Origin of the sequence: Pseudomonas sp. AE27, assembly GCF_037113495.1 — a bacterium.
Taxonomy (GTDB): Bacteria; Pseudomonadota; Gammaproteobacteria; order Pseudomonadales; family Pseudomonadaceae; genus Aquipseudomonas; species Aquipseudomonas palmensis.
Genome location: NZ_CP146966.1, coordinates 3,880,212 through 3,906,013 on the forward strand (window position 1 = coordinate 3,880,212; position 25,802 = coordinate 3,906,013).

Annotated in this window: 28 protein-coding genes; 11 read left to right on the top strand and 17 right to left on the bottom strand. The window is 64.4% G+C overall.

Annotated features, from left to right (window positions below; genetic code table 11):
• Nucleotides 1-13: 13 nt before the first annotated feature.
• Nucleotides 14-829: a M48 family metallopeptidase gene (locus tag V9K84_RS17840; RefSeq protein WP_043864476.1), complete on the bottom strand. Its 816-nt coding sequence runs from the start codon at nucleotides 827-829 to the stop codon at nucleotides 14-16.
• A gap of 154 nt (nucleotides 830-983) precedes the next feature.
• Here V9K84_RS17840 and V9K84_RS17845 point away from each other — a divergent pair, with 154 nt between their 5' ends.
• A complete protein-coding gene (locus V9K84_RS17845; protein ID WP_088515272.1) occupies nucleotides 984-3,125 on the top strand; it encodes a methyl-accepting chemotaxis protein in 2,142 nt (713 codons plus the stop codon).
• Nucleotides 3,126-3,210: 85 nt separating this feature from the next.
• On the opposite strand, the gene V9K84_RS17850 is transcribed toward V9K84_RS17845, so the two are convergent.
• The 3 genes from V9K84_RS17850 to V9K84_RS17860 are packed head-to-tail and all read right to left on the bottom strand — an operon-like array spanning nucleotide 3,211 to nucleotide 4,283.
• A complete protein-coding gene (locus tag V9K84_RS17850; protein WP_043864354.1) occupies nucleotides 3,211-3,831 on the bottom strand; it encodes an SOS response-associated peptidase in 621 nt (206 codons plus the stop codon).
• A 9-nt stretch (nucleotides 3,832-3,840) separates the two neighbouring features.
• Nucleotides 3,841-4,101, bottom strand: coding sequence for a DUF2007 domain-containing protein (locus tag V9K84_RS17855; protein ID WP_043864353.1), 261 nt, complete (start codon nucleotides 4,099-4,101; stop codon nucleotides 3,841-3,843).
• A complete protein-coding gene (locus V9K84_RS17860; protein WP_088515271.1) occupies nucleotides 4,101-4,283 on the bottom strand; it encodes a CPXCG motif-containing cysteine-rich protein in 183 nt (60 codons plus the stop codon). Before V9K84_RS17860 ends, V9K84_RS17855 begins: the two co-directional genes overlap by 1 nt.
• 123 nt (nucleotides 4,284-4,406) lie before the next feature.
• Between V9K84_RS17860 and V9K84_RS17865 the strand changes: the two genes are divergently transcribed.
• Entirely contained in the window at nucleotides 4,407-5,570 is a 1,164-nt protein-coding gene (locus V9K84_RS17865; protein ID WP_043864351.1) for a 1-acyl-sn-glycerol-3-phosphate acyltransferase, read from the top strand.
• Between the two features lie 90 nt (nucleotides 5,571-5,660).
• Here the strand turns inward: V9K84_RS17865 and V9K84_RS17870 are convergent, their stop codons facing one another.
• Entirely contained in the window at nucleotides 5,661-5,921 is a 261-nt protein-coding gene (locus tag V9K84_RS17870) for a hypothetical protein (protein ID WP_088515270.1), read from the bottom strand.
• 163 nt (nucleotides 5,922-6,084) lie between these two features.
• On the opposite strand from V9K84_RS17870, the gene V9K84_RS17875 reads away from it, so the two are divergent.
• Entirely contained in the window at nucleotides 6,085-6,291 is a 207-nt protein-coding gene (locus V9K84_RS17875) for a hypothetical protein (protein ID WP_043864349.1), read from the top strand.
• 72 nt (nucleotides 6,292-6,363) lie between these two features.
• On the opposite strand, the gene V9K84_RS17880 is transcribed toward V9K84_RS17875, so the two are convergent.
• Nucleotides 6,364-6,948 (bottom strand): YajG family lipoprotein, encoded by a 585-nt coding sequence (locus V9K84_RS17880; protein WP_043864348.1) that lies wholly within the window; start codon nucleotides 6,946-6,948, stop codon nucleotides 6,364-6,366.
• Between the two features lie 791 nt (nucleotides 6,949-7,739).
• On the opposite strand from V9K84_RS17880, the gene mqo reads away from it, so the two are divergent.
• The gene (gene mqo, locus V9K84_RS17885) at nucleotides 7,740-9,245 is read left to right on the top strand and encodes a malate dehydrogenase (quinone) (protein WP_088515269.1); all 1,506 of its coding nucleotides are present in this window, start codon (nucleotides 7,740-7,742) and stop codon (nucleotides 9,243-9,245) included.
• 54 nt (nucleotides 9,246-9,299) lie between these two features.
• On the opposite strand, the gene V9K84_RS17890 is transcribed toward mqo, so the two are convergent.
• The 3 genes from V9K84_RS17890 to V9K84_RS17900 form a co-directional block, all read right to left on the bottom strand.
• Nucleotides 9,300-9,587, bottom strand: coding sequence for a PA4642 family protein (locus tag V9K84_RS17890; RefSeq protein ID WP_054916234.1), 288 nt, complete (start codon nucleotides 9,585-9,587; stop codon nucleotides 9,300-9,302).
• A gap of 71 nt (nucleotides 9,588-9,658) precedes the next feature.
• A complete protein-coding gene (locus V9K84_RS17895; RefSeq protein WP_054916235.1) occupies nucleotides 9,659-10,126 on the bottom strand; it encodes a hypothetical protein in 468 nt (155 codons plus the stop codon).
• A gap of 154 nt (nucleotides 10,127-10,280) precedes the next feature.
• The gene (locus tag V9K84_RS17900) at nucleotides 10,281-10,838 is read right to left on the bottom strand and encodes a hypoxanthine-guanine phosphoribosyltransferase (protein ID WP_043864344.1); all 558 of its coding nucleotides are present in this window, start codon (nucleotides 10,836-10,838) and stop codon (nucleotides 10,281-10,283) included.
• Between the two features lie 165 nt (nucleotides 10,839-11,003).
• Here V9K84_RS17900 and upp point away from each other — a divergent pair, with 165 nt between their 5' ends.
• Nucleotides 11,004-11,642 (top strand): uracil phosphoribosyltransferase, encoded by a 639-nt coding sequence (gene upp, locus V9K84_RS17905; RefSeq protein WP_054916236.1) that lies wholly within the window; start codon nucleotides 11,004-11,006, stop codon nucleotides 11,640-11,642.
• A 2-nt stretch (nucleotides 11,643-11,644) separates the two neighbouring features.
• Complete coding sequence (locus tag V9K84_RS17910) at nucleotides 11,645-12,919, top strand: uracil-xanthine permease family protein (RefSeq protein WP_043864342.1); 1,275 nt, start codon at nucleotides 11,645-11,647, stop codon at nucleotides 12,917-12,919.
• A gap of 87 nt (nucleotides 12,920-13,006) precedes the next feature.
• Here the strand turns inward: V9K84_RS17910 and hemH are convergent, their stop codons facing one another.
• Nucleotides 13,007-14,023 carry a ferrochelatase gene (gene hemH, locus V9K84_RS17915; RefSeq protein ID WP_043864341.1) on the bottom strand — a complete coding sequence of 339 codons (1,017 nt, stop codon included), beginning with the start codon at nucleotides 14,021-14,023 and terminating at the stop codon, nucleotides 13,007-13,009.
• Between the two features lie 12 nt (nucleotides 14,024-14,035).
• Nucleotides 14,036-14,938 carry a TIGR01777 family oxidoreductase gene (locus tag V9K84_RS17920; RefSeq protein WP_088515268.1) on the bottom strand — a complete coding sequence of 301 codons (903 nt, stop codon included), beginning with the start codon at nucleotides 14,936-14,938 and terminating at the stop codon, nucleotides 14,036-14,038.
• A gap of 185 nt (nucleotides 14,939-15,123) precedes the next feature.
• Here V9K84_RS17920 and V9K84_RS17925 point away from each other — a divergent pair, with 185 nt between their 5' ends.
• From V9K84_RS17925 to V9K84_RS17945, 5 genes are all read left to right on the top strand, one after another.
• A complete protein-coding gene (locus tag V9K84_RS17925) occupies nucleotides 15,124-16,110 on the top strand; it encodes an NAD(P)/FAD-dependent oxidoreductase (RefSeq protein ID WP_043864339.1) in 987 nt (328 codons plus the stop codon).
• A 113-nt stretch (nucleotides 16,111-16,223) separates the two neighbouring features.
• The gene (locus tag V9K84_RS17930) at nucleotides 16,224-17,180 is read left to right on the top strand and encodes a DUF523 and DUF1722 domain-containing protein (protein ID WP_054916238.1); all 957 of its coding nucleotides are present in this window, start codon (nucleotides 16,224-16,226) and stop codon (nucleotides 17,178-17,180) included.
• Nucleotides 17,170-18,060 (top strand): MerR family transcriptional regulator, encoded by an 891-nt coding sequence (locus V9K84_RS17935; RefSeq protein ID WP_043864337.1) that lies wholly within the window; start codon nucleotides 17,170-17,172, stop codon nucleotides 18,058-18,060. The genes V9K84_RS17930 and V9K84_RS17935 overlap by 11 nt, the downstream gene beginning before the upstream one ends.
• Before the next feature lie 28 nt (nucleotides 18,061-18,088).
• Nucleotides 18,089-19,516 (top strand): deoxyribodipyrimidine photo-lyase, encoded by a 1,428-nt coding sequence (gene phrB, locus V9K84_RS17940; RefSeq protein WP_088515267.1) that lies wholly within the window; start codon nucleotides 18,089-18,091, stop codon nucleotides 19,514-19,516.
• 10 nt (nucleotides 19,517-19,526) lie between these two features.
• A complete protein-coding gene (locus V9K84_RS17945; RefSeq protein WP_168186858.1) occupies nucleotides 19,527-20,228 on the top strand; it encodes an SDR family NAD(P)-dependent oxidoreductase in 702 nt (233 codons plus the stop codon).
• 57 nt (nucleotides 20,229-20,285) lie between these two features.
• Here V9K84_RS17945 and V9K84_RS17950 read toward each other — a convergent pair whose 3' ends face one another.
• The 6 genes from V9K84_RS17950 to hemA all read right to left on the bottom strand — a co-directional run bounded on the left by V9K84_RS17950 (nucleotide 20,286) and on the right by hemA (nucleotide 25,638).
• On the bottom strand, nucleotides 20,286-20,804 hold the full coding sequence (locus V9K84_RS17950; RefSeq protein ID WP_043864335.1) for an acyloxyacyl hydrolase: 519 nt from the start codon (nucleotides 20,802-20,804) through the stop codon (nucleotides 20,286-20,288).
• A gap of 113 nt (nucleotides 20,805-20,917) precedes the next feature.
• Nucleotides 20,918-21,709: a glutamate racemase gene (murI, locus tag V9K84_RS17955; RefSeq protein ID WP_043864474.1), complete on the bottom strand. Its 792-nt coding sequence runs from the start codon at nucleotides 21,707-21,709 to the stop codon at nucleotides 20,918-20,920.
• The gene (locus V9K84_RS17960; protein ID WP_078481516.1) at nucleotides 21,702-22,457 is read right to left on the bottom strand and encodes a molybdopterin-synthase adenylyltransferase MoeB; all 756 of its coding nucleotides are present in this window, start codon (nucleotides 22,455-22,457) and stop codon (nucleotides 21,702-21,704) included. The genes murI and V9K84_RS17960 overlap by 8 nt, the downstream gene beginning before the upstream one ends.
• Nucleotides 22,451-23,281 carry a peptide chain release factor N(5)-glutamine methyltransferase gene (gene prmC / locus V9K84_RS17965; protein ID WP_088515265.1) on the bottom strand — a complete coding sequence of 277 codons (831 nt, stop codon included), beginning with the start codon at nucleotides 23,279-23,281 and terminating at the stop codon, nucleotides 22,451-22,453. The genes V9K84_RS17960 and prmC overlap by 7 nt, the downstream gene beginning before the upstream one ends.
• Nucleotides 23,282-24,364, bottom strand: coding sequence for a peptide chain release factor 1 (gene prfA / locus V9K84_RS17970; protein WP_054916244.1), 1,083 nt, complete (start codon nucleotides 24,362-24,364; stop codon nucleotides 23,282-23,284). It abuts the gene before it with no gap.
• Nucleotides 24,361-25,638 carry a glutamyl-tRNA reductase gene (gene hemA / locus V9K84_RS17975; RefSeq protein ID WP_043864331.1) on the bottom strand — a complete coding sequence of 426 codons (1,278 nt, stop codon included), beginning with the start codon at nucleotides 25,636-25,638 and terminating at the stop codon, nucleotides 24,361-24,363. The genes prfA and hemA overlap by 4 nt, the downstream gene beginning before the upstream one ends.
• Nucleotides 25,639-25,802: the final 164 nt, after the last annotated feature.

Here is a 25,802-nt window from a genome sequence, read left to right on the forward strand (position 1 = left end):
GAAGGTCACGGCGCTATTTTCTGGCTTGCTCGTACAACGGCATCACCTTGGGAATCGCCGCCTGCAACGACGCGATACGGCTGCTCGAAGCCGGGTGAGTGCTCATGAACTCAGGCTGCGAACCACCCGACGCTTCGGTCATCTTGTTCCACAGGCTGATCGCCGCATTCGGGTTGTAGCCCGCACGCGCCGCCAGCTCCAGGCCGATCAGGTCGGCTTCGTTCTCGTTGCTGCGGCTGTTGGGCAAGGTCATGCTGTACTGCACCACGGTGTCGGCCAGCGCCAGGCTGTCCTGGCCCAGGCCGAACAAGGCACCTGCGCCCTGGCGCGCCATCTCCACACCATAGGCCTTGGACATCGCCTCGCGACCATGCTCGCGCAGGGCGTGGGCGATCTCGTGGCCCATCACCGCCGCGATCTCGTCGTCGGTCAGCTTGAGCTTGTCGATCAGGCCGGTATAGAAAATGATCTTGCCACCCGGGCCGCAGTTGGCATTGAGCTCGTCGCTCTTGATCAGGTTGACTTCCCATTTCCACTGCGCCGCATCGGGGCGGAACTTCGGCGCCTGCACGATCAGCCGGTCGGCAATGGCCTGCACCCGCTTGGCGGTGGCACTGGTCTTGTCGAGCATACCCTTGGTGGATGCCTCGCCCAGGGTCTGCTGGTACGACTGCGCGTACATCTGGTTGACCTCATCGGTCGACAGCATGCTGAACATGTACTGCTTGCGCTCCACGCCCACCGCTCCACCACTGGTGGTGTTCACGGCCTGGCAACCGGCCAGCAGCACACTGGCGCTCAGGGCACCGATAACAACTGATCTACGCATGAAAACACTCCCTTCGAACATGCGGCGTATCCTAGGCCGCGCATCATAAACGCGCTACAGCCGTTCGCGAAGAATTGCATCGCCACACTCATGCTTTGCCCCCGGCGCGCCGATAACGCCCAGACAGGCGACCCTCTTTGCGCTCGGAGCTCCCATGAAGTTCAAGTCGATCCAGTTTTCCGTGGCCGCGCTGGCCGGTGCCATCGTGCTGAGCATCGTTGCAGCACTGGTGCTATACGCAGTGTATTCCGGTGCCCGCACCCAGACGCTGGTGCACAACCGCACCCAGCAACAGTTCGAGGCAGTGATCGAGCAACGCCTGACGGCCCTGGCCCAGACCCAGGTCAGCCAGATCCAGCGCAGCCTCGAGGCGCCGCTGCTGATCGCCCGCGGCCTGGCCACCACCAATGCCCTGATCGGCATGCAGGATGCTGCCGGCAACCCGCAGCTCAAGCTCGAACGCGAACAGATGATCGCCCTGCTCAGGCAGACCGCCCTGGACAACCCGCTGCTGCTGGGCGTTTACGTGGGCTGGGAGCCCAACGCGCTGGACCACGACGATGCCCGCTATGCAGGCAGCACGCTGGCGGGCGTCAACCCGCAGAGCGGGCGCTTTCTGCCGTGGTGGTACCGTAACGACGACGGTAGCCTGACCCTCGACAAACTCCAGGATGTGGACGACCGTACCCTGCTGCCCACGGGCGTGCGCACCAGCGAGTACTACCTGTGTTCCAAGGAGACCGGCAAGGCCTGCGCCATCGACCCGGCCCCGTACCAGGTGGGCAACAAGACCGTGATGCTGGCCTCGTTCGTCGAGCCGATCATGGTCAACGGCCAGTTCCAGGGCATCGCCGCCGCCGACCTGTCGCTGAACTTCATCCAGGATATGCTCAAGGCCGCCGACGCCCAGCTGTATGACGGCGCGGGCGAGATGGCGCTGCTGTCCAACAACGGACGCGTGGTGGCCTACACCAAGGATGCGAGCACGTTCGGCAAAAAAGCCAGCGATGTGCTGCAACCCGATGAAGTGGCGGTGCTCGGCAACCTGTCGGGCAAGGCGCTGCACTACGAAATCGACCATGCCAGCGGACAGATCGAGCTGTTCGTGCCATTTGCCGTGGGCAACACCGCCTCGCGCTGGACCTTGCTGCTGCAACTGCCGGTCAGCGCGGTGATGGCCGACCTCGACGCGCTGCAGCGCGAAATGAGCGCCCAGCGCAGCACCGACCTCACCGGCATGATCGTGGTCGGCCTGGGCATCGCCGGGCTTGGCCTGCTGGTGATCTGGCTGCTGGCCCACGGCATCGCCCGGCCGCTGCGCCAGATGGTCGGCATGCTGGACGACATCGCCCAGGGCGAAGGTGACCTGACCCGGCGCCTGAGCAGTGATCGCGCCGACGAACTGGGCGCCATCGCCCGTGGCTTCAATACATTCCTGAGCAAGCTGCAGGCAATGATCAGCCAGGTGGTGGTGTCGGTGCAGAAGGTCAGCGACTCGTCCGAGCACACCGCCGACATCGCCATTCGCACCAACCAGGGCGTGCACAAGCAGATGGCCGAGATCGACCTGGTGGCCACTGCGGTGCATGAAATGACCGCGACCGCCCAGGACGTGGCGCGCAATGCCACCCATGCGGCGCAAGCGGCCAGCAATGCCGACCAGGCCGCCAACCAGGGCCTGGAGATCGTGCGCAACACCTCCACCTCGATCAGCGCCCTGGCCGAGGAGATCGGCCGTGCGGTGGGTGTGGTACAGGCCCTGGCGCGCGACAGCGAGAACATCAACGCGATCCTGGTGGCGATTCGTGCCATTGCCGAACAGACCAACCTGCTGGCGCTCAACGCGGCCATCGAGGCGGCGCGAGCCGGTGAACAGGGACGCGGGTTTGCCGTGGTGGCCGATGAAGTGCGCAACCTGGCGCAGAAGACCCAGCAGGCTACCGAAGAGATCCAGCAGATGATCCAGCAGCTGCAGCAGGGCACGCGGGATGTGGTGCAGGTAATGGAGGACAGTCAGGGCAAGACCGAAGTCAGCGTGCAACAGGCGGCGCAGGCGGCCCAGGCGCTGGAGAGCATCACCCGGGCGGTGTCGGTGATCAACGACATGAACACCCAGATCGCCAGCGCGGCGGAGGAGCAGAGCGCAGTGGCCGAGGACATCAACCGCAACGTGATCAATATCGGCCAGGTGGCCAATGAAGTGGCTGGCGGGGCGGATGAGTCAAGCACGGCGAGCGCGGAGCTGACCAAGCTGGCGGAGCAGCAGCGCCGGTTGATCAATCAGTTTCGCGTCTGAGCCAGAAGCTTCGCCGGCAAGGCCGGCTCCTACAGGGGCATGCAGTGCCTGTAGGAGCCGGCCTTGCCGGCGAAGGGCTCACCACTTACGCCGGGGTCAGGCACTCCGGCGCATTCAACTTCGGATCATTCACCAGGTTCGCCAGCACCCGCTCGCGCAAGGCGGCCTGCGGGCCAGCGAGCAATTCCTGCAACTTCACCAGCGGCGTCTGCGGGTCCAGCCACGCGGCCTGCCCTGCCGCATCCAGAATCAGCGGCCGGCGCTGGTTGACCGCGGCCTGGGTCACCACCGCCGTGCTCAGCCACACCTGGTCCTGCACCGGGTAGGCCTCCCACACGCCGGCAAAGAACAGCGAAGACCCCTCGCCCGGCGTCAGCCAGTACGGCCGCTTGCGCGCCGTGCCGCGCCACTCGTAGAAGCCGTTGGCCGGCAGCAGGCAACGGCGCAGGCGAAACGCTTCGCGAAACATCGGTTGCTCGGCCAGGGTCTCGGCGCGCGCCTGGGCCGGGGTGCGCGACAGGTCGGTCAGCCACGCCGGGGTCAGCCCCCAGCGCGCCCGCGCCAGCTCCAGCTGGCCTTCGCGCTGACGCTGGATCAGCACCGAGGCGCCGGGCGAGATGTTCCATTGCGCCTGCTGGTCAGGCGGGAACCCGGGCAGCGCGGCAAACGCCGAAGACCAGCGAAACAGGGCGTAACGTCCACACATGAGCAAAACCTAGCAAATCAGTATTCCCGGAAGGCTCTCCGGCTCGTCGCCAGGAAGCGGCTGGGCGCCATTGTACGCGGCGATCAGCTGGCGTGCGTATTCGGCCTGCGCATCGGGCACCGCCAGGCCCAGCAGCCCCTGCATCGGCAGCTCGCCCACGGCGCCCATCAGGTCGCGCCCACTCAGGTGCGCCTGGATCCCTTCGCTGCGCAGCATGCCGATCAGAAGCTCGGCCTCCAGCAGACTTTCCGGCTCGTAGATACGCTGCATCACTCGTCCTCGCGCTTGACGTCCAGCATCCACTCCTCGCCATGCACCTGCAGCACGAACACGATCGGCCGGCAACAGACCTGGCAGTCCTCGATATAGCCCTGGTCGCCACCGGACAGGTCAACGGTGGTTTCCACTTGCTCACCGCAGTAAGGACAATCATAGAAAGCAGATTCCACCATCGCAGTCTCCCAGGTGACTTGTGCGTATAATTGCCGGTCTATTTACAGGCCTTGCCGGTGTCTGAGCCGTTTTTCAGTCCGCAGCCCTACTATTACCCTAGCCGTTTCCAACAAGAGAGCATGATGGGCGAATTCGATGCCATCCGACCGTACAACGACGCCGAGGTGCCCGCCGTGCTGGCGCGCCTGCTCAGCGACCCGGCATTTCTGGATATCCTCACCCACTTTCGCTTCCCGCGCATGGCCGGGGCTTTCGGCTGGCTGCTCAAGCCGCTGATCGCTCGGCGCCTGCGCAAGGAATTTGCCGGGGTCAGTTGCGTATCGACCCTGCAGGACAAGGTCGAATACTACGTCGATCACACCATCGACCGCGCCACCGATGGGGTGACCTACACCGGTGTCGAGCAGTTCAAGTCCGGCAGCGCCTACCTGTTCCTGGCCAACCACCGCGACATCGTGATGGACCCGGCCTTCGTCAACTATGCGGTGTACCACGCCGGCCTGCCGACCCCGCGCATCGCGATCGGCGACAACCTGCTGCAAAAGCCGTTCGTCAGCGACATGATGCGCCTGAACAAGAGCTTCATCGTGCACCGCTCGATCACCGGGCGGCGCGAAAAGCTGGCGGCCTATCAGCTGCTGTCGGCCTACATCAACCACTCGATCCGCAACGACTGCGCCTCGATCTGGATCGCCCAGGCCGAGGGCCGCGCCAAGGATGGTGACGACCGCACCGATTCGGCGATCCTCAAGATGTTCCACATGAGCCGCAAGGACGAACCGTTCGGCGCGGTGATCCAGTCGCTGAACCTGAGCCCGGTGTCGATCAGCTACGAGTACGACCCGTGCGACCAGGCCAAGGCCCGCGAGCTGTACATCCGCGCCACCACCGGCACCTACAGCAAGGCGCCTGGCGAGGATGACGTGAGCATCGCCCAGGGCATCACCGGCTACAAAGGCCGCGTGCACATCAACTTCGCCCCGCCGGTGAGCGAGTACTTCGAAGACACCAAGCAACTGGCGGCGGAAATCGATCGGCAGATACTGGGTGGCTACCGGTTGTTCCCGGTGCATTACCTGGCGTATGCACAGTGGGCCGATGCCGACCCGCAGTTGCAGGTGCCCAGGGCCGCCGAGGTGTTCCCGGCCGATGAGCTGGCCCGAGCCCAGGCCGAGTGGCAGCGGCGCCTGGATGCCTGCCCGGTGGAACACCAGCCGTACCTGGTGCTGCAGTATGCGATGCCGGTGCGCAACCAGTATCGCGTCAAGGCGGGGTTGGCGCTCTAGACCGCGTCGCGCCATTCGCCGGCAAGGCCGGCTCCTACATGGATCACGCTGAACCTGTAGGCGCCGGCCTTGCCAGCGAATGGCTTCACCTCAGATCCAGGTACTGAACCACGACAGCAGCAGCGCCATCGCCAGGCACGAAAACCCCAGGATGTAGTAGAACCGGTTCACCCGCAGGTTCATCCCCTCCACCATCACCTCATCACGCGCCAGCCCCGCCAGCGCCTGCGCGCCACGACGTCGCGCCGCTTGCAACAGCAACCCGCCAGGGCAGGTAATCAACAAGGCCAGCACATTGATCAGCTTGGCCGGGTGGGCCGCCAGCAGCCCCCACATCATTTGCAACGACATCGCACAACCTCGATTAAAAACCAGACCTCGACACGCCGCGCATTCTACCCAAGCGCCAGCGGCTCTCTCGTACTTTGCGACCGATGACAATTAAATCCGGCCGTCACACGTTCGTCATCCCGACAAGCCACTCTATTGCCCTTCAACACTCAGGGAGCTTGTCATGCTGCACGCCGAAAACCAGGACCGCCTCTATCTGATCGCCCCCAGCGATGAACAACAGGCCTTGATCGACGGCCTGGCGTTCAACGTCCAGGACCGCCAGTGGCTGGTGTACTGCGCACTTGGCGGGCATGCCCACCATGACCTGCCGGAGGTCGACCAGGGCACCGGCATCAGCCTGCTGGACTTCTACGTCGAAGCCGCCTGAGCAGGTCACGCCCACTAAAAAGCCCGATGCCTGCAACGAGGCATCGGGCTTTTTCGTTTGCCGTCAGCGGGTTTACTCGCCCAGTACCTGACCGACCGTCGGGTCCTTGAACAGGCGCGTCAGGGCGTCGCTGAGCACGTCACCCACCAGCTTGGTGTTGGTTTCCTGGTTGGGCGCCATGCCGAAGCGCTGGTCCAGCGAGGCGCCGTAGCGACCGCTGTAGCGGCGGTTGGCATTGGACACGTCGGCACGGAAGGTGGCGCCGATGGTGGCCTCGGTCACGTACAGGCCTTCCTTGGGCGACTGGTACTTCAGCTCGGCCAGGGTCACGGTCAGCTGCGGGGCGTTGTAGGCGTTCGCCGTGGGCGTGAAGCCCAGCAGGCGCACCGCTGCCTCGGCCTGGGCCTGCAGCTTGGGCACGATGTCATTGCCGTTCACGGTGATGGCGCTGGTTTCCGGGTACAGCCCGCCGCGGGTACCCAGGGTTTGCGAAGGACGACCATCGACCACCTTGACCACCACCGGCTGGCCACGACCCACGGGCGCGAGCTGGGCAGTGAGTTTGGGTTGCGGGCTGAGTTGTTGCGGGCTGTGGGCACAACCGACCAGGGTCAGGCTGGTGACAGCGATCAAACCGAACAACAAACGTTGCAACATGCTCATCTCTCCAGGAATAGCAGCAAAGGTCGCCAGTATAACCACCCGGGACCACCCCAGCCATCGGGGCCAGCCACTGTCACAATCGTTTCATCATCGACCGCGTAGACTGCCCACCTGCGCCGGTGAGCGCTCTGTTCAGCCGCCTGCCCCCTGCAGGCCAGCCCGCCACGGCGTGGCCGGCGAAGCAAAGCGCAACAAAAGTCGTTAATAAAGATCGTTTCTGCCCGCGACCTCGTTATAATCTCCCCCCGATTATAAGGACGTCTCCTGATCGGGCCTCGCAGCACCGCCAATGCCATTGCATCGGCATCCCCGAATCGCCCACAGAGAGCCGCCCACACAGGTCTTGCCAAGCTGGTGTGCCCGCGTTCCTTCGGCGCTCTGCTCTGCCTGAACCTGCCGGGTTTGCCATCGTGCACACCCTTTTTGAGGTTCACGACTCCAAAAGAGCGTGAAAAAACGGTTTTCACAACTTCACGAGAGTGTGGCGAGCAATGAACAGTCTGGCATGTGTAAAAGCAGCAACTGCGTCCCTGAAAGCCCCAAACAGCTGGCAACAGCACTCATCTGCGATGGGTGACTAAGGCCGGTCCATAGCGCACGATGGACACCTTGACCATAAGTCGAATTGCCGCACGGGCGGTAAAATGCGTTCATAGGCAACGCAAAGCCCGGTTGGTGGTGTCCGCGGAAGTTGAAAAACCTGCGAAGTAGCGGACATGGAAATCCCGGCCAAGCCTGGGAGCCATGCTGTCAATTTGGTGCTGAAGATTTTTGGAGACGCGTTAATGGCGCAGAACGAAGCAGTCGATGTAGTACTGGTAGGGGCCGGCATCATGAGTGCCACCCTGGCCGTACTGCTCAAGGAACTCGACCCGGCGATGAAGCTGGAAGTCGTCGAGTTGATGGATTCGGGTGCCGCGGAAAGTTCCAACCCGTGGAACAACGCCGGGACCGGCCATGCCGGGCTGTGTGAGCTGAACTACACGCCGCAGGCCGCCGACGGCAGCATCGACATCAAGAAAGCGGTGCACATCAATACCCAGTTCGAGGTATCCCGGCAGTTCTGGGCCTACCTGAGCAAAAAGGGCGCCTTCAAGAACCCGCGTGCCTTCATCAACCCGATCCCGCACCTGAGCTACGTCGAAGGTGACAAGGGCGTCGCGTTCCTGAAAAAGCGCTTTGAATCGCTCAAGCCTCACCACGCCTTCGCCGAGATGGAATACACCGAAGACAAGGCGCTGATGAACGAGTGGATGCCGCTGATGATGCCGGGCCGCCCCGCCGACCAGCACATCGCCGCCACCCGCGTGATGAAAGGCACCGACGTCAACTTCGGCGCCCTGACCAACAAGCTGCTCAAGCACCTGGCCGACACCCCCGAGTCGCAGGTCAAGTACAGCAAGAAGGTCACCGGCCTGCGCCGTAACGGCAGCGGCTGGACCGTCACCATCAAGGACGTCAACAGCGGCAGCAGCCGCGACGTCGATGCCCGCTTCGTGTTCCTCGGCGCCGGTGGCGCGGCCCTGCCGCTGCTGCAGCTGTCGGGCATCGAGGAGAGCAAGGGCTTCGGCGGTTTCCCGGTCAGCGGCCAGTGGCTGCGCTGCGACAACCCCGAGGTGGTCAAGCGCCACCAGGCCAAGGTCTACAGCCAGGCCGCCGTGGGTTCGCCGCCGATGTCGGTACCGCACCTGGATACCCGCGTCGTCGACGGCAAGACCTCACTGCTGTTCGGCCCGTACGCCGGCTTCACCACCAAGTTCCTCAAGCACGGCTCGTTCCTCGACCTGCCGCTGTCGGTGCGCCTGGGCAATATCGGGCCGATGCTGGCCGTGGCCCGCGACAACTTCGACCTGACCAAGTACCTGGTCAGCGAGGTGATGCAGTCGATGGAACAGCGCCTGGAATCGCTGCGTCGCTTCTACCCTGAAGCCAAGGCCGAAGACTGGCGCCTGGAAGTGGCCGGGCAACGGGTGCAGATCATCAAGAAAGACCCGAAAAAAGGCGGCATCCTGCAGTTCGGTACCGAACTGGTGGCGGCCAAGGACGGCTCGCTGGCCGCCCTGCTGGGCGCCTCGCCGGGTGCTTCGGTCACCGTGTCGATCATGCTGGAACTGATCGAACGCTGCTTCCCCGAGCAGGCCAAGGGCGCCTGGGCGGCCAAGCTCAACGAGATCTTCCCGGCACGGGAGAAGGTCCTGGCGACCGACGCTGCGCTGTACCACAAGATCAGCGCGCATAACGACGAGGCCCTGGGCCTGGTCGAGAACCAGCCGACGCAAAGCTACGCGTAAGCGTGATGCATGAAAAAACGCCCCTCGGGGCGTTTTTTCATGGCTGCGATGTACTCACTTGCGGGCGCTGTCGATGATCTCGATGTACTCGGGCGCATTGCGCTGGTCGCCGATCACCTGGGCGAAGGTGTTGCCGTGCTCGTCCTTGCCGTCCACATCGTATCCGGCCTCGACGAAGAAGCCGACGAAACGTTCGAAGTCATCGATGCGCAGGCCGCGATAGGCCTTGATCAGTTTGTGGTGCGAGGGCGAGCTGGCATCGGCCGGTTCGAACTGGAGAAACGACTTGATGTAGTCGTCGCTGATCTCATCACCAATCACTTGCTTCTTGTCTTTACGCATTGCCGACTCCAACTGAACCATCACGGACATTTTTCACGGGCCGGCAGTTTACCCCCCGGCAGCGCTGTGGCTCAACGCGCGCGTAGGGTGCCGGTGTGCACATCGGCCCAGATATGACCGTTGGCATAGCTGAGGAACTGCACGTACAGGGTGTCGTTGCGCAGCAGGTCGAGAATCACCCGGTACTGGCTGGCGGGATAGTTGAGGGTCAGGGTGCGGCTCTTGGCGTCGAACGCCGGTTTGCGCAGGCTCTTGCCTTCGCCGTCGAAGCTGATCAGCACCTCGCTGATGGTGGCGCCCTTGTTCAGGGGCTTGCCCTTGAGGCGCATCAGCACCGGTGCCGTGACCGGTATCGGCTGCTGGTTGGACTGACGCTGGTTGCCGACCACCACCGAATACTGGGTCACCTGCAGCAGTTGCTGGGCTTCGGGGGTTTCCTGGCGCAGGGTAAGGTCGTCGGGCGGCAGGAACTGGCTGTGCAGCGGCGCGGCGGCCAGTGGCAGGCTGGTCAGCAGCAGGAGGGCGAGGATGGCGCGCATGGCAGGCTCCTTGGGGGCGGCCTGGCACTCTAGCATGAGAAATGTACGAAGCTGATGGCCTCTTGTGGGAGCGGGCCTGACCCGCGATGCAGGCACCGCAAACAGCTGATACCGCATCGCCCCTTTCGCGGGCCAAGTCAGCTCCCACCCGGTTTTACATGCCCTTCACGGCATAGATACCCGCCGCATTGCGCCAGTAGCCCTTGTAGTCCATGCCGTAGCCGAACACATAGCGGTCAACGCAGCTCAAACCGCAGTAGTCGGCCTTCAGGTCAGGGCTGGCCTTGCGGTCGTGGTCCTTGTCCACCAGCACCGCGCTGTACACCGCCTTGGCACCGGCATGCTTGCAGAAGTCGATGATGGCGCTGAGGGTGTGCCCTTCGTCGAGGATGTCGTCGATGATCAGCACTTCGCGATCGATGAACGACACTTCGGGCTTGGCCTTCCAGAACAGGTCACCGCCGCTGGTCTGGTTGCGGTAGCGCGTGGCATGCAGGTAGGACGCCTCCAGCGGGAACTGCAAATGGGTCAGCAGCTTGCCGGAGAAGATCAGGCCACCGTTCATCACGCAGAACACCACCGGGTTGCGGTCGGCCAGGTCGGCGGTGATCTGCGCGCCCACACGGGCAATCGCCGCTTCGACTTCGGCTTCGCTGTGCAGGCAGTCTGCTTCACGCATGACTTGACGGATATGCTCGAGATCAGCGGACATGACGCTCTCCAGGGGGCTGCGGTTGAGAAAAGCGGGCAAAGGTACGCACCCTCACGCATCAGATCAAGCATTTATGGACTAACGTGCACAATGCCTATAGGACACCTGCGGCCGAATAGATTACTCTAGCGCGGTTTTTTTGCCCGCCCCCCGGAGCCTTTCCCTATGCCAACCCGTGAGATCCGCCATCCGCTGATCCGTCACAAGCTCGGCCTGATGCGCCGCGCCGATATCAGCACGAAGAATTTTCGCGAACTCGCCCAGGAAGTCGGCGCGCTCCTGACGTACGAGGCAACCAAGGATCTGCCGCTGGAAAGCTACGACATTCAAGGCTGGTGCGGCACCGTACAGGTCGAGAAGATCGCCGGCAAGAAGATCACCGTGGTGCCGATCCTGCGCGCCGGTATCGGCATGCTCGACGGCGTGCTCAGCCTGATCCCGGGCGCCAAGGTCAGCGCCGTGGGCGTTGCCCGCAACGAGGAAACCCTCGAAGCGCACACCTACCTGGAAAAACTGGTACCCGAGATCGACGAGCGCCTGGCCATGATCATCGACCCGATGCTGGCCACCGGCAGCTCCATGATCGCCACCATCGACCTGCTGAAGAAGGCCGGCTGCAAGGACATCCGCGCCATGGTGCTGGTGGCAGCGCCCGAAGGCATCGCGGCGGTCGAGGGTGCACACCCCGACGTGCACATCTACACCGCCTCGATCGATGAACGCCTGAACGAACACGGCTACATCATTCCCGGCCTGGGCGATGCAGGCGACAAGATCTTCGGCACCAAGCAGAAGGACACCTGAACATGCAGGACGAGTTCAACGACCCGCTCTGGCGCCAGGTCGTCTCCGGCGCGCAGATGCTCTTCGTGGCATTCGGCGCGCTGGTGCTGATGCCGCTGATTACCGGCCTCGACCCCAACGTTGCGCTGTTCACTGCGGGCCTGGGGACTCTGCTGTTCCAGGTGGTCACTGGCCGTCAGGTGCCGGTGTTCCTCGCCTCCAGCTTTGCCTTCATCACCCCCATCATTCTCGCCAAGGGCCAGTTCGGCCTGGCCGAGACCATGGGCGGGGTGATGGCGGCCGGGTTCGTCTACACCTTCCTGGGCCTGGCCGTGAAGATCAAGGGCACCGGCTTCATCGACCGCCTGCTGCCGCCGGTGGTGATCGGCCCGGTGATCATCTCGATCGGCCTGGCGATGGCGCCGATTGCCGCCAACATGGCCATGGGCAAGGCCGGTGACGGCGCCGAACTGCTGCCCTACAGCACCGCAATGATGATCTCGATGCCGGCGCTGCTCACCACCCTCATCGTGGCGGTGTTCGGCAAGGGCATCTTCCGCCTGGTGCCGATCATTGCCGGGGTGCTGGTGGGCTTTGGCCTGTCGTTCTACTTCGGTGTGGTCGACACCGCCAAGATCGCCGCCGCCCCCTGGCTGGCCCTGCCGCACTTTACCGCGCCGGCCTTCAACTGGCAGGCGATCCTGTTCATCGTACCGGTGGCCCTGGCCCCGGCGATCGAGCATATCGGCGGCGTGATTGCAGTGGGCAGCGTGACCGGTCGCGACTACCTGAAAAAGCCCGGCCTGCACCGTACCCTGCTGGGTGACGGCATCGCCACCACCACCGCCGGCCTGTTCGGCGGCCCGCCCAACACCACCTACGCCGAAGTGACCGGCGCGGTGATGCTGACCAAGAACTACAACCCCAAGATCATGACCTGGGCGGCGGTGTTCGCCATCAGCCTGGCCTTCGTCGGCAAGTTCGGCGCGTTGCTGCAGAGCATTCCGGTGCCGGTGATGGGCGGCATCCTGTGCCTGCTGTTCGGCTCGATCGCGGCAGTGGGCATGAACACCATGATCCGCCACAAGATCGACCTGAGCGAAGCGCGCAACCTGGTGATCGTCTCGGTGACCCTGGTGTTCGGGATTGGCGGTGTGCTGGTCGGCACCGGTACCGGCCCGGACGACTGGGGCCTGAAGGGTATCGCTTTGTGCGCCGTGGTGGCCATTGCGCTCAACCTGCTGCTGCCGGGCAATGACGGCTGGAAGAACAAGGTGCTGGACGACCATTTGCCTTGATCTGAAACGCTTCGCCGGCAAGGCCGGCTCCTACAGGGGTTCGCGCAAACCTGTAGGAGCCGGCCTTGCCGGCGAACGCTGCACTACCTAACCCGCCTGCTCACACAACTGCGTAAGCGCCTCCACCCACTGCGGGTGATCATTCAGGCACGGCACCAGCACCAGCTCTTGCCCGCCCGCCTCGACAAACTGCTCGCGCCCGCGATCGCCGATTTCTTCCAGCGTCTCGATGCAGTCGGCCACGAACGCCGGGCACATCACCAGCAGCTTCTTGACGCCTGCCTTGCCCAGCTCGTCCAGGCGCGCCTCGGTGTAGGGTTCGATCCACTTGGCCCGGCCCAGCCGCGACTGGAACGACACCGACCATTGGCCCTCGGCCAGGCCCATCTTCTGCGCGAACAACTGTGCTGAACGCAGGCACTGCGCGCGATAACACACCGCCAGCACCTCGGGCGAAGCGTTGCGACAGCAGTCGGCATTCTGGAAACAATGCGAACCGGTAGGGTCGAGTTTCTTCAGGTGCCGCTCGGGCAAACCGTGAAAGCTCAGCAGCAGGTGATCGAAGCCCTGCTCCAGGTACGGCCTGGCACTGGCCACCAGCGCGTCGATGTACAGCGGCTGGTCATAGAACGGACGCAGCACCGGCATCTGCAATGCCAGCTTGTGCTCGGCCACCACGGCCTTGGCCTGCTCGATCACGGTGGTCACGGTGCTGTCGGCAAACTGCGGGTACAACGGCGCCAGGGTCACCTTGGTGACGCCCTGGCCGGCCAGACGCTGCAACACCGTGGACAGCGAAGGCTCGCCATAGCGCATGGCGATTTCCACAGGCCCGTGGGCCCAGTGCGCGCCCATGGCCTGCTGCAGGCGCCGGGTCAGCACCACCAGCGGCGAGCCTTCCTCCCACCAGATGGAGGCATAGGCGTGGGCCGACTGCTCCGGACGCTTGATCAGGATCAGCGAGACCAGCAGGCGACGCACCGGCCACGGCAGGTCGATCACATACGGGTCCATCAGAAACTGGTTGAGGTAACGACGCACGTCGGCGACGGAAGTGGAAGCCGGTGAACCCAGGTTGACCAGCAGCAGAGCATGATCGGTCATGCAACATCCTTTTCAGAGGCGCGCGGACAAGTCATCCAGCGCCGATTGCACATCGTTGTAACGGAACGTGAAGCCTGCCGCCAGCAAGCGCACCGGGCGCGCCCGCTGGCCACCCAGCAGCAATACCGACAGTTCGCCGAGCCCGGCGCGCAGCACCAGCGCCGGCAACGGCATGAACGCCGGGCGGTGCAGCGCGCGCCCCAGGCGTCGGGCAAATTCGCGGTTGCGCACCGGCTCCGGCGCGCAGGCATTATAAGGACCGCTGGCATCCTCGCGCTGCAACAGAAAATCAATCAGGGCGATTTGGTCGTCCAGATGGACCCACGGCATCCACTGGCGACCACTGCCAATCGGCCCGCCCAGCCCGAGCTTGAACGGCAGGCGCAGGCGCGACAAAAAGCCGCCCTCGGCCGCCAGCACCAGCCCGGTACGCACCAGCACCACCCGCATGCCCAGGGCCTCGGCGCGCAGCGCGGTTTCTTCCCAGGCAATGCACAGCTGGCTGGCAAAGTCCTCCTTGACCGGCTGCGACAGCTCGGTCAGCTCGCGCTCACCACCATCGCCATACCACCCTACCGCCGACCCCGAGATCAGCACCGCAGGGCGCTGCTGCCGGCCTTGCAGCCAGGCGATCAACTGCTCGGTGAGGGTGATGCGGCTAGCCCATAGCAGCGCGCGTCGGTGCGACGTCCAGGGGCGATCGGCAATCGGCGCACCGGCCAGGTTGACCACGGCGTCCACCGGCTCGTCGCCCAGTTCGTCGAGCCGGGCAATGCCGCGCACCCCTGCCCCGCACACCTGAGCGACCTGCGCCGGACGCCGGCTCCACACCGTCAGGCGGTAACCCTTGTCCAGCCAGAAGCGGCAAAGGTGTCTGCCGATCAGGCCCGTACCACCGGTCAGCAATATATGCATGGCTGTGTCCTCACATGGCGCGCGCTGGTCTATTTTTAAGTTCAAGGCACTTTTTTGACCGAACGCTCTCGGATAAACATAGGCCAACCTGCAACGTCGAGCGGAATCATCTTATACAAGCTGGAGATATTGTACAGGCTTGTCGGGCAGCGTAGGCTGTTTCCAAAAGGTTCGAAGAGGCCATCATGACTGTTCCTATCGCAATCATCGGTGCCGGCATCGCCGGCCTGTCCGCCGCCCAGGCCCTGCAGAAGGCCGGGCACACCGTGCACCTGTTCGACAAGGGCCACGGCAGTGGCGGACGCATGGCCAGCAAACGCAGCGAAGCCGGCGCCCTGGACCTGGGCGCGCAGTACTTCACGGCCCGCGACCGACGTTTCGTCGAACAGGTCCAGGCCTGGCAGGCCAAGGGCTGGGCGGCCGAATGGAAGCCGCAACTGTACAACTACCGCGAAGGTCAGCTGACCCCCTCGCCGGACGAGCAGATCCGCTGGGTGGGTGTACCGCGCATGAGCGCCATCACCCGCGGCCTGCTCAAGGATGTCACCGTCAACTTCAATTGCCGCATTGCCGAGGTGTTCCGCGGCAAGCAGTACTGGCACCTGCAGGACACCGAGGGCGGCAGCCACGGGCCGTTCAGTCGCGTCATCATTGCGGTGCCGGCGCCCCAGGCCACGCAGTTGCTCAGCGCCACCACCAAGCTGGCCGGCATGGCCGCCAGCGTGCAGATGGAGCCCACCTGGGCCATTGCGCTGGGCTTCGATACGCCCCTGGACACCCCCATGCAGGGCTGTTTCGTGCAAGGCTGCGACCTCGACTGGCTGGCGCGCAACCGCAGCAAGCCCGGGCGTGACGAAAAACTCGACACCTGGGTTCTGCACGCCACTGCCAGCTGGAGCAAGCAACACATCGACCTGTCGCGCGAGGCCGTGATCGAGCACTTGCTGGGCAACTTCGCCGAACTGGTGGGCTGCGCCGTGCCGGCCCCCACCTTCACCCTGGCCCATCGCTGGTTGTATGCCCGCCCGAGCAGCAGCCATGAATGGGGCGCGCTGGCCGATGCCGACCTGGGCCTGTACGCCTGCGGCGACTGGTGCATGTCGGGCCGCGTCGAGGGCGCATGGCTCAGCGGCCAGGAAGCGGCGCGGCGCCTGCTCGAACACCTGGAATGACCCCCTGCACCGGCTGAAGCTGTACAGAACATTTGACTTGTACAACGCGTTATCTATGATGAGCGAAGCTGTACATAATTTTGTTTCTGTACAAATTTCAGTCGAGAGCGACCATGGCGGCCACCAGACCAAAGATTGCCATCAGTGCATGCCTGACCGGCGAAGAGGTCCGCTACAACGGCGGGCACAAGGCCTCGCGCCTGTGCAATGAAGTGCTGGCCGAGCACTTCGACTTCATCGGCATCTGCCCCGAGGTTGCCATCGGCCTGGGCACACCTCGCCAGGCCATCCGCCTGACCGGTGACCCGGCCAACCCCAGGGCCGTGGGCAGCCGCGATGCCAGCCTGGACGTCAGCCAGGCACTGGATGCCTACGGCGCAGAAATGGCCGGGCAACTGACCGACATCTGCGGCTACATCTTCATGCAGAAATCGCCTTCCTGCGGCCTGGAACGGGTCAAGGTGTACCAGGCCAACGGCTACCCGGCCACCGAAGGCGGTCGCGGCCTGTATGCCGCACGGTTCTGCGCCCAACGCCCCGACCTGCCGGTCGAAGAGGATGGCCGGCTGTGCGATCCGGTACTGCGGGAAAACTTCATCACCCGCGTGTATGCCTACGCCGACTGGCAGCAATTGCTGGCAGGCGGGCTCAGTCGGCATGCCCTCATCGCCTTCCACTCGCGCTACAAGTACCAGCTGATGGCGCACAACCCCCAGCAGTACAAGGTGCTCGGCAAGTTGCTGGGCAGCATGCAGCGCCAGGACGACCCCACCCAGATCGGCCCACGGTATTTCAGCCAGCTGATGAGCGCCCTGAGCCGCTGCGCCAGTCGCGGCACCCACGGCAACGTGCTGATGCACCTGAGCGGCTACCTGCGCCGGTTTCTCGACCCCCGCGACAAACAGGAAATCCGCGCCCTGATCGAGCAGTACCAGGCCGGCATCGTCCCGCTGGTAGTGCCGCTGACCCTGCTCAAGCACCACCTGCGCCGCCACCCCGACCCCTACCTCATGCAGCAGGTCTATCTGCAACCGCACCCGGAAAACCTGAGCCTGCGCAATGCCATCTGAAGACGACCTGCTGCCCATTCGTGAAGTCACCCGCCTGACCGGGGTCAACCCCGTGACCCTGCGCGCGTGGGAGCGCCGCTACGGGCTGATCGTGCCGCAGCGCACCGGCAAGGGTCACCGGCTCTACAGCGCCGCACACGTGCAGCGCATCCAGCAGATTCTGCAATGGCTCAACCGCGGAATCGCGGTGGGCCAGGTCAAGCCGCTGCTCGACACCTCCCCAGCAGTGCAACCCGCACCCGGCAACGACGACTGGCACACCCTGCGCCTGCAACTGGTCGACTGCATCGCGCAACTGGCCGAACGCCGACTCGACCAGCTGTTCAACCAGGCCATGGCCCTCTACCCCGCCGCCACCCTGTGCGAGCAACTGTTGCTGCCGTTGCTGCAAGAACTCGACACCCGCTGGCACGGGCACTTTGCCGCCCGCATGGAGCAGGTGTTCTTCCATACCTGGCTGCGCAGCAAACTTGGCGTGCGGGTGTATCACAACAACCGTCAGCTGAACGCCGCGCCCGCCCTGCTGGTCAACGCCTCGGCCCTGCCATTCGACCCGCAGCTGTGGCTGTGCGCCTGGCTGCTCAGTGATGCCGGCTGCGCGGTCGAGGTATTCGACTGGCCGCTGCCACCTCGAGAGTTGGCGTTTGCCGTGCAGCAGCTCAAACCCTGTGCGTTGGTGATGTGCCTGAACGCGGCGCTCGATCCGCGTGAACTGCAGCGCAGCCTCAATGCGATCGATCTGCCGACCCTGCTGCTGGGCAGCATGGCCGCGCTCTACAAGGAGCATGCCGAGGCGGCGGGCCTGCAGGCAGGCAACGTGCATCTGCCGTCCTCTGTGGTGGCGCTGCCCGCCCTGTTGCTGGGCCTGCTGGCCACCTGACGTCTCCCCCACATTCACAGGATTTCGTATGCAACTGATCTGGCTGCGCAACGACTTGCGCGTTCACGACAACACTGCGCTGGCCGCTGCCTGCTCGCGCGGCCCCACCCTGGCGGTGTGGCTGGTAAGCCCCGGGCAGTGGCTCGCCCACGACGACGCCCCGTGCAAGGTGGACTTCTGGCTGCGCAACCTGCACAGCCTGCGCCAGTCACTGGACGCCCTGAACATCCCCCTGCTGATTGTGCATGCCGACCAGTGGGCCGATGCGCCTCGGGTGCTGCTCGCGCTGTGCAGGCAACATGCGGTCAGTGCCGTGCACCTGAACGAGGAATACGGGGTACACGAACAACGTCGCGATCAGGCCGTGCAGCAGGCATTGCGCCAGGCCGACATCCAGGTGCACAGCTACCTGGACCAGTTGCTGTTCAAGCCCGGCAGCATCCTGACCCGCAGCGGCGGTTACTTCCAGGTGTTCAGCCAGTTTCGCAAGGTGTGCTACGAACGCCTTCACCTGGGGCTTCCCTCACGGGTAGCGGTGCCGGCAGCCCAGGCCCGGCTGGCCATTGCCAGCGACACCGTCCCCACCCAGGTGGCCGGCTTCGAGACGCCGCCCGACGCGTTGCGCACGCTGTGGCCGGCAGGCGAGGATGAAGCCGGGCGCCGCCTGGCGCGCTTTGTCGACGAGGCCATCGAGGATTATCCGGTACAGCGCGACCTTCCTGCCGTGCCTGGCACCAGCCAGCTGTCGGCCTACCTCGCCGCCGGGGTGATCTCCCCCCGCCAGTGCCTGCATGCCGCCCTGGCCTGCAACTTTGGCGAATTCGACAGCGGGAATGCCGGCGCCATCACCTGGATCAACGAACTGCTGTGGCGCGAGTTCTACAAGCACATCCTGGTGGGCTACCCGCAGGTTTCCCGCCACCGTGCCTTCAAGTCACATACCGAAGCCCTGCCCTGGCGCAACGCGCCACAGGACCTGCTGGCCTGGCAACAGGGCCGCACCGGCATCCCTATCGTGGATGCGGCCATGCGTCAGTTGCTCGCCACAGGCTGGATGCACAATCGCCTGCGCATGGTCACGGCCATGTTTCTGACCAAGAACCTGCTGATCGACTGGCGTGAAGGCGAACGCTTCTTCATGCGCCACCTGATCGACGGCGACCTGGCCGCCAACAACGGCGGCTGGCAGTGGAGCGCCTCGACCGGTACCGACGCCGTGCCCTACTTTCGGATCTTCAATCCGGTGAGCCAGTCACAACGCTTCGACCCTGCAGGGCGATTTCTGAAGCACTGGCTGCCTGAACGCGACAACCTGGACCACAAGGCCGTCCATTTACCCAGTGCCCAGAGCGACTTGTTTGCAATAGATGTCTATCCTCATGCAATTGTAGACTTAAGTTCTAGTCGCCAACGCGCACTGGATGCGTTCAAACACTTACCTAAACGCAACGATTGAGGAAAGGATCTTGAGCAGTGATCGACCTCGGCGCATCTGGATTACCGGTGCCAGCAACGGTCTTGGGCATGCCTTGGCAGAGGCGCTGCTTGAACAGGGCTGCAAGGTGGCGCTCAGTGTTCGCAATCGCGACGATGCACACCCCCTTGAGACTGACTATCCCGGTAGGGTCCTTGTGCTTGCTGGCGACCTGCACCAGTTGCCGCAGGCCAGGCGCGCCTGCGCCACCCTGACCGAACAATGGCAGGCCATCGACGGCCTGATCGTCAACGCCGGCACCTGCGACTACCTGCCGTTGCCGATTACCCAGACACTGCTGCAGGACGTGGTGCGAAGCAACCTGGCCGCCGCCTCGCACTGCCTCGATGGCGCGCTCCCCCTTCTGGACAAGGGGCGCGCCCCGCAGGTGGTGGGGATTCTCAGTGCGTACTCTGCCCTGCAGCTGGGCGAGCCCGGCCAGCCGCGGCGCCCTGCCAACAGCATCGCGTCACTGTTCGAAGACTCCCGCCCCCTGCTGGTCGCACACGGCATCGACCTGACCATCGTGGCCCCTCAGACACCTGCACAGGCCATGAACACACCCACTGCCATCCCGGATGAGTGGGACGCCAGTTCGGCTGCCAGCGCCATCCTGCAACGCCTGGGCGAACGCCCGCAGCAGTTGACCCTGCAGGCGTTAGCGGTCAATGAGCTGTGGCCGCTGCCAAAATGAAAAAAGGCCCTGACGCAAGTCAGGGCCTTTTTCGTGGTGCAGGGTACCGGCCGACCGTCAGAGCGGCATGCGGTAGTGCAGCGAATAGCTTTCCACGCCATCGTTGGGGCTTTGCAGGCCCGCGTTCGAATAGTGGATGGCGCGCACGCCTACCTCGTGTCCGCCCGCGAAGCGCAAGCCGAACCCGATGCGGTCTTCGAACTGGAACGACGAGCCGAGCTTGTTGGTTTCAAGCTTGGTGCTGGAGAAGGCCGCTACACCGATACCCGCCTCGATGTAGGGTTTGACCGACTCACCGGCGAACTCGTAGACGAACACGGGCGCGAACGAGAGGCTGTGGTTGCTGGAAGTCTTGTCGCCGTCCCAGTAGGTGTAGGCACCGTCCCAGTAGCCGGTCACGCGGCCGACGCTGGTCTGCCACCAGCTGGCGTCCCAGTTGGACTGCAGCCCAAGGCGATAGACCATGGTCGAGTCACCGGTCTGCCCTACGGAAAACGAGGCGTCAGCGGCGTTTGCGGTGAAAGAGTGCCCCAGGGTAACGGCTGCAATCGCAGCCAAGCAAAGCAGTTTCTTCATGAGAAACGTCCCTTTTCCTAAATGCTGTTGTGGTTTTGTGTCTCATCAGACGATTGAATAGAAATCGGCAGTAGTACGATAGTTCAGGAAAAAATGCATTTTTCACAGTTTTTTTACAAGTCGAAGCTTCGCACACTGTCAGATTTATTCCACAACATCGGCAGAATCTTTACCAAATGTGCCGGACTGCCGCTGGTCCAGAACTGCGCAGGCTGCGCCGGGCCGTGGGCCAGCAGGTCCCGTTCACCCAGCAAACGCTGGAGTTGCCGGGCCACGGCAGCGCCGGTATCGATGATGGCCACGGCCGGCGGCACCATGTGCGCCAGCAGCGGTTTCAGGAAGGGGTAATGGGTGCAGCCCAGGATCAGGGTGTCGCAGCCGGCGGCCAGCAGCGGCTCGACATAGCCCTGCAACAACTGGCGCAGTGCGGGGCTGTCCAGGTCGCCCGCCTCGATCAGTTCCACCAGCCCCGGACACGGCTGGGTAACTACACGAACGTCGCTGGCAAAGCGATCCAGCAACGCGGCGAACTTGGCGCTCTGCAGGGTGCCAGTGGTTGCCAGCACCCCTACCACGCCACTGCGGGTGGCCGCTGCCGCCGGCTTTACCGCCGGCTCCATGCCCACCAGCGGCCAGTGCGGGTAGCGCTCGCGCAGATCGGCCACCGCCGCCACGGTGGCGGTGTTGCAGGCCAGCACCATGGCCTTGGCGCCCTGCTGCTGAAAGAATTCGGCTACCAGGCGGCAGCGCTGGCGGATGAACTCGGGCGACTTCTCGCCATAGGGAATATGCCCGCAGTCCGCCACATACAGTAGCGACTCGTCGGGCAGCAGGCGGCTGATTTCCGCCAGCACCGACAGCCCGCCCACGCCCGAATCGAACACCCCGACCGGCGCTTCACGCATGGCCGGCGCCACACACGCTGCAGGCCGGGTCGCGCTTGACCCGCAGCTCGCGAAACCGCGTCCCCAGGGCATCGACGAGCAGCAGGCGACCCACCAGCGGCTCGCCAAACCCGGCCAGCAGCTTCAAGGCCTCCAGCGCCTGCAGGCTGCCCACCAGGCCTACCAGCGGGCCGAGCACACCGGCTTCGCTGCAGGTCAGCTCGGCTTCGCTGCCATGCCCGTACAGGCAGTGGTAGCAGGGGCTGAGCGGGTTGCGCGGATCGAACACCGACAGTTGGCCTTCCAGGCGAATGGCCGCACCGCTGACCAGCGGCTTGCCGGCCGCGACGCAGGCAGCGTTCACCGCCTCGCGGGTGGCAAAGTTGTCACAGCAGTCCAGTACCAGGTCGACCGCCCCCACCGCCTGGGCCAGGGAGTCTTCATCCAGGGCCTGGCGATGGGCAACCAGGGCGACCTGCGGGTTGATCGCCTGCAGCCGGGCCATGGCCGAATCGACCTTGCTCAGGCCCACGGCGGCCGTGTCGTGCATCACCTGGCGTTGCAGGTTGGTCAGGTCGACCGTGTCGAAGTCGGCCAGGTGCAGCTCGCCGACACCGGCCGCCGCCAGGTACAGCGCCACCGGCGAACCCAGGCCGCCCAGGCCGACGATCAGTGCCCGGCTGCCCTTGAGGCGCAACTGCCCGTCGATATCCACCTGGGCCAACAGGATCTGCCGGCTGTAGCGCAACAGCTCCTCGTCGTTCAGCATGCCAGGCGCCCGAGGCTGATGCGCTCATGGCCGCCAAGGTCGGTGCGGCTCTGGATCTGCTCGAACCCGTGTCGCGCCAGCAGTTCGCGCACCGCTGCAGCCTGGTCATAGCCATGTTCCAGCAGCAGCCAGCCGGCGGGCAGCAGGTGCTGCGGGGCCTGTGTGATGATCTGGCGCAGGTCGTCGAGCCCGTCGCTGCCGGCCACCAGCGCACTGCTGGGCTCGAAGCGCACGTCGCCGGCCGCCAGGTGCGGGTCCTGCTCGGCGATGTAGGGCGGATTGCTGACGATCAGCGCAAAGCGCTGCCCTTGCAGGGCGTCGAACCAGTGGCTGGCAAGCACCTTGGCGTTGTCCAGCTGCAAACGCTGGCGGTTGCGCTCGGCCAGGGCCACGGCTTCGGGCACCCGGTCGACGGCCGTCACCTGCCAGCCGCCGCGCTCGCTGGCCAGGGCCAGGGCGATGGCGCCGCTGCCGGTGCCCAGGTCGAGCACCTGCAATGGCGTTGCCGGCAGCAGCTCAAGGGCGACCTCCACCAGCAGCTCGGTGTCCGGCCGCGGGATCAGCGTGTGCGGGGCCACTTCCAGGTCAAGCTTCCAGAAGCCCTGCTGGCCGAGGATATAGGCCACCGGCTCGCCTTCGCTGCGCCGCTGCAGGTAGGTGGCGAAGGTTGCGGCCGCTTCGCTGCTGACGATGCGCTCGGGCCAGGTGTGCAGGTAGCTGCGCGATTTGCCGATGGCCGCAGCCAGCAGCAGCTCGATATCCAGGCGCGCGGTGGGCGAGTCGGGTAGCTGCGCCCCGCGCAGCAGGCTGGCAATGATGGTCATTTACTCACCCAGTGCGGCCAGTTGATCGGCCTGGTATTCGGACAGCAGCGGCTCGATGATCGCATCGACGCCGCCCGCCAGTACTTCATCCAGCGAGTACAGGGTCAGGTTGATGCGGTGATCGGTCACCCGGCCCTGTGGATAGTTGTAGGTACGGATACGCTCGGAGCGGTCGCCCGAGCCCACCAGCAGCTTGCGCTCGCTGGCGATCGCGTTCTGCGCGGCACTGGTCTGCATGTCGTTGAGCCTGGCCGACAGCCAGGACATCGCACGGGCGCGGTTCTTGTGCTGCGAGCGCTCTTCCTGGCATTCGACCACGATGCCGGTGGGCAAGTGGGTGATGCGGATGGCCGAGTCGGTCTTGTTCACGTGCTGGCCGCCCGCGCCGGAGGAGCGGTAGGTGTCCACCCGCAGGTCGGCCGGGTTGATCTCGATGGCCACCTGCTCGTCAGGCTCGGGCAGCACCGCCACGGTGCACGCGGAGGTGTGGATGCGGCCCTGGGACTCGGTTTCCGGCACCCGCTGCACGCGGTGTGCGCCAGACTCGAACTTGAGCTTGCCGTACACGCTGTCGCCCTCGACGCGGGCGATGATTTCCTTGTAGCCGCCGTGCTCGCCCTCGTTCTCGGAGAGGATTTCCAGGCGCCAGCCGCGACGCTCGGCATAACGCGAGTACATGCGAAACAGGTCGCCGGAGAAGATCGCCGCCTCGTCGCCACCCGTGCCGGCACGGATCTCGAGGAACACGTTGCGCCCGTCGTTGGGGTCCTTGGGCAGCAGCATGCGTTGCAGTTGCCCTTCGATAGCGGCCAGTTGCTCCTTGGCCTCGCGTACTTCTTCGACCGCCATTTCGCGCAGGTCCGGGTCGCTGTCCTTGAGCAAGGCCTGGGCACCCTCCAGGTCAGCCTGCACTTTGCGCCACTGCGCGTAGGTCTGTGCCACGGGCTCGACCTCGGCATATTCGCGCGAGTAGGCACGGAAGCGCGTCTGGTCCGAAATCACTTCGGCGTCACCCAGCAGGGCGGTCAATTCCTCGAAACGGTCCTGGAGCGTGTCCAGTTTATTCAGCAGCGACGCTTTCATTGCGGGGTTTTATCCGTGGAGCCCTCGTTGAGGGCAAAGAGTTCCTGGGCCATGGCCAGCGCATCGAGGCGGCCTTCGGCAGACAGCTTTTTCAGTTGCACGCTCGGCGCGTGCAGCAATTTGTTGGTCAGGCCGCGGGCCAGCTGCGCCAGCACCTCTTCGGCGTTGCTGCCGTTGGCCAGCAGGCGCTGGGCCTTTTGCAGCTCTTCGTCGCGCAGGCGCTCGCTCTGCTGGCGGTAGGCCTTGAGCACATCCACCGCAGCCAGCTCGCGCAGGCGCAGCATGAAGTCCTCGGCGCCCACGGTGACCAGCTCTTCGGCGGCCTGGGCGGCGCCCTGGCGGCTCTTGAGGTTTTCGGCCACCACATCGTGCAGGTCGTCGACGGTGTACAGGTACACGTCGTCCAGCTCGCCCACCTGCGCCTCGATGTCGCGGGGCACGGCGATGTCGACCATGAAGATCGGCTTGTGCCGGCGCTGCTTGAGTGCACTCTCGACCGCGCCCTTGCCCAGGATCGGCAACTGGCTGGCAGTGGAACTGATCACGATATCGCTGTTGACCAGCTCCTGCGGGATGTCCGACAGCAGCACCGCATGGGCACCGAACTGCTCGGCCAGGGTGCTGGCGCGCTCCAGCGTGCGGTTGGCCACCACGATGCGGCGCACGCCCTGTTCGTGCAGGTGTCGCGCCACCAGCGTGATGGTTTCGCCGGCACCGATCAGCAGGGCCTGGCTGCGGCCCAGGTCGCTGAAGATCTGCTTGGCCAGGCTCACGGCGGCAAATGCCACCGACACCGGGTTTTCACCGATGGCGGTATCGGTACGCACCTGCTTGGCGGCGCTGAAGGTCGCCTGGAACAGGCGCCCCAGCAGCGGGCCGATGGTGCCGGCCTCGCGCGCCACGGCATAGGCCGATTTCATCTGGCCGAGGATCTGCGGCTCGCCCAGCACCAGCGAGTCGAGCCCGGAGGCCACCCGCATCATGTGCCGCACGGCGCCATCATCTTCATGGATATAGGCGCAGGCGCGCAGTTCATCCAGGCTCAGCTTGTGATAATCGGCCAGCCAGCGCAGTACGCTGTCCGCCGCCAGGTGATCCTGTTCGATGTACAGTTCGCTGCGATTGCAGGTCGAAAGGATCGCAGCTTCGCGGCTGGCGGTCAGTCGACACAGCTGCTGCAAGGCTTCGACCAGCTGCTCGGGCGTAAACGCCACGCGCTCGCGTACGTCTACCGAGGCAGTCTTATGGTTGATACCGAGGGCAAGAAAGGCCATTCAAGGTCGCTGATTGTGACGAGAAGCCGATAATTGTCCTACTTCGCTGGATAGAGAACAACCACCGCTCGTTATTGTCTCTTATAGTCTGTATCCAAAAGCCCCATCGACGATGGGTTTGCCATGATCCTTGTGTCATGATGATCCGACCGCAGGTAAGCCGC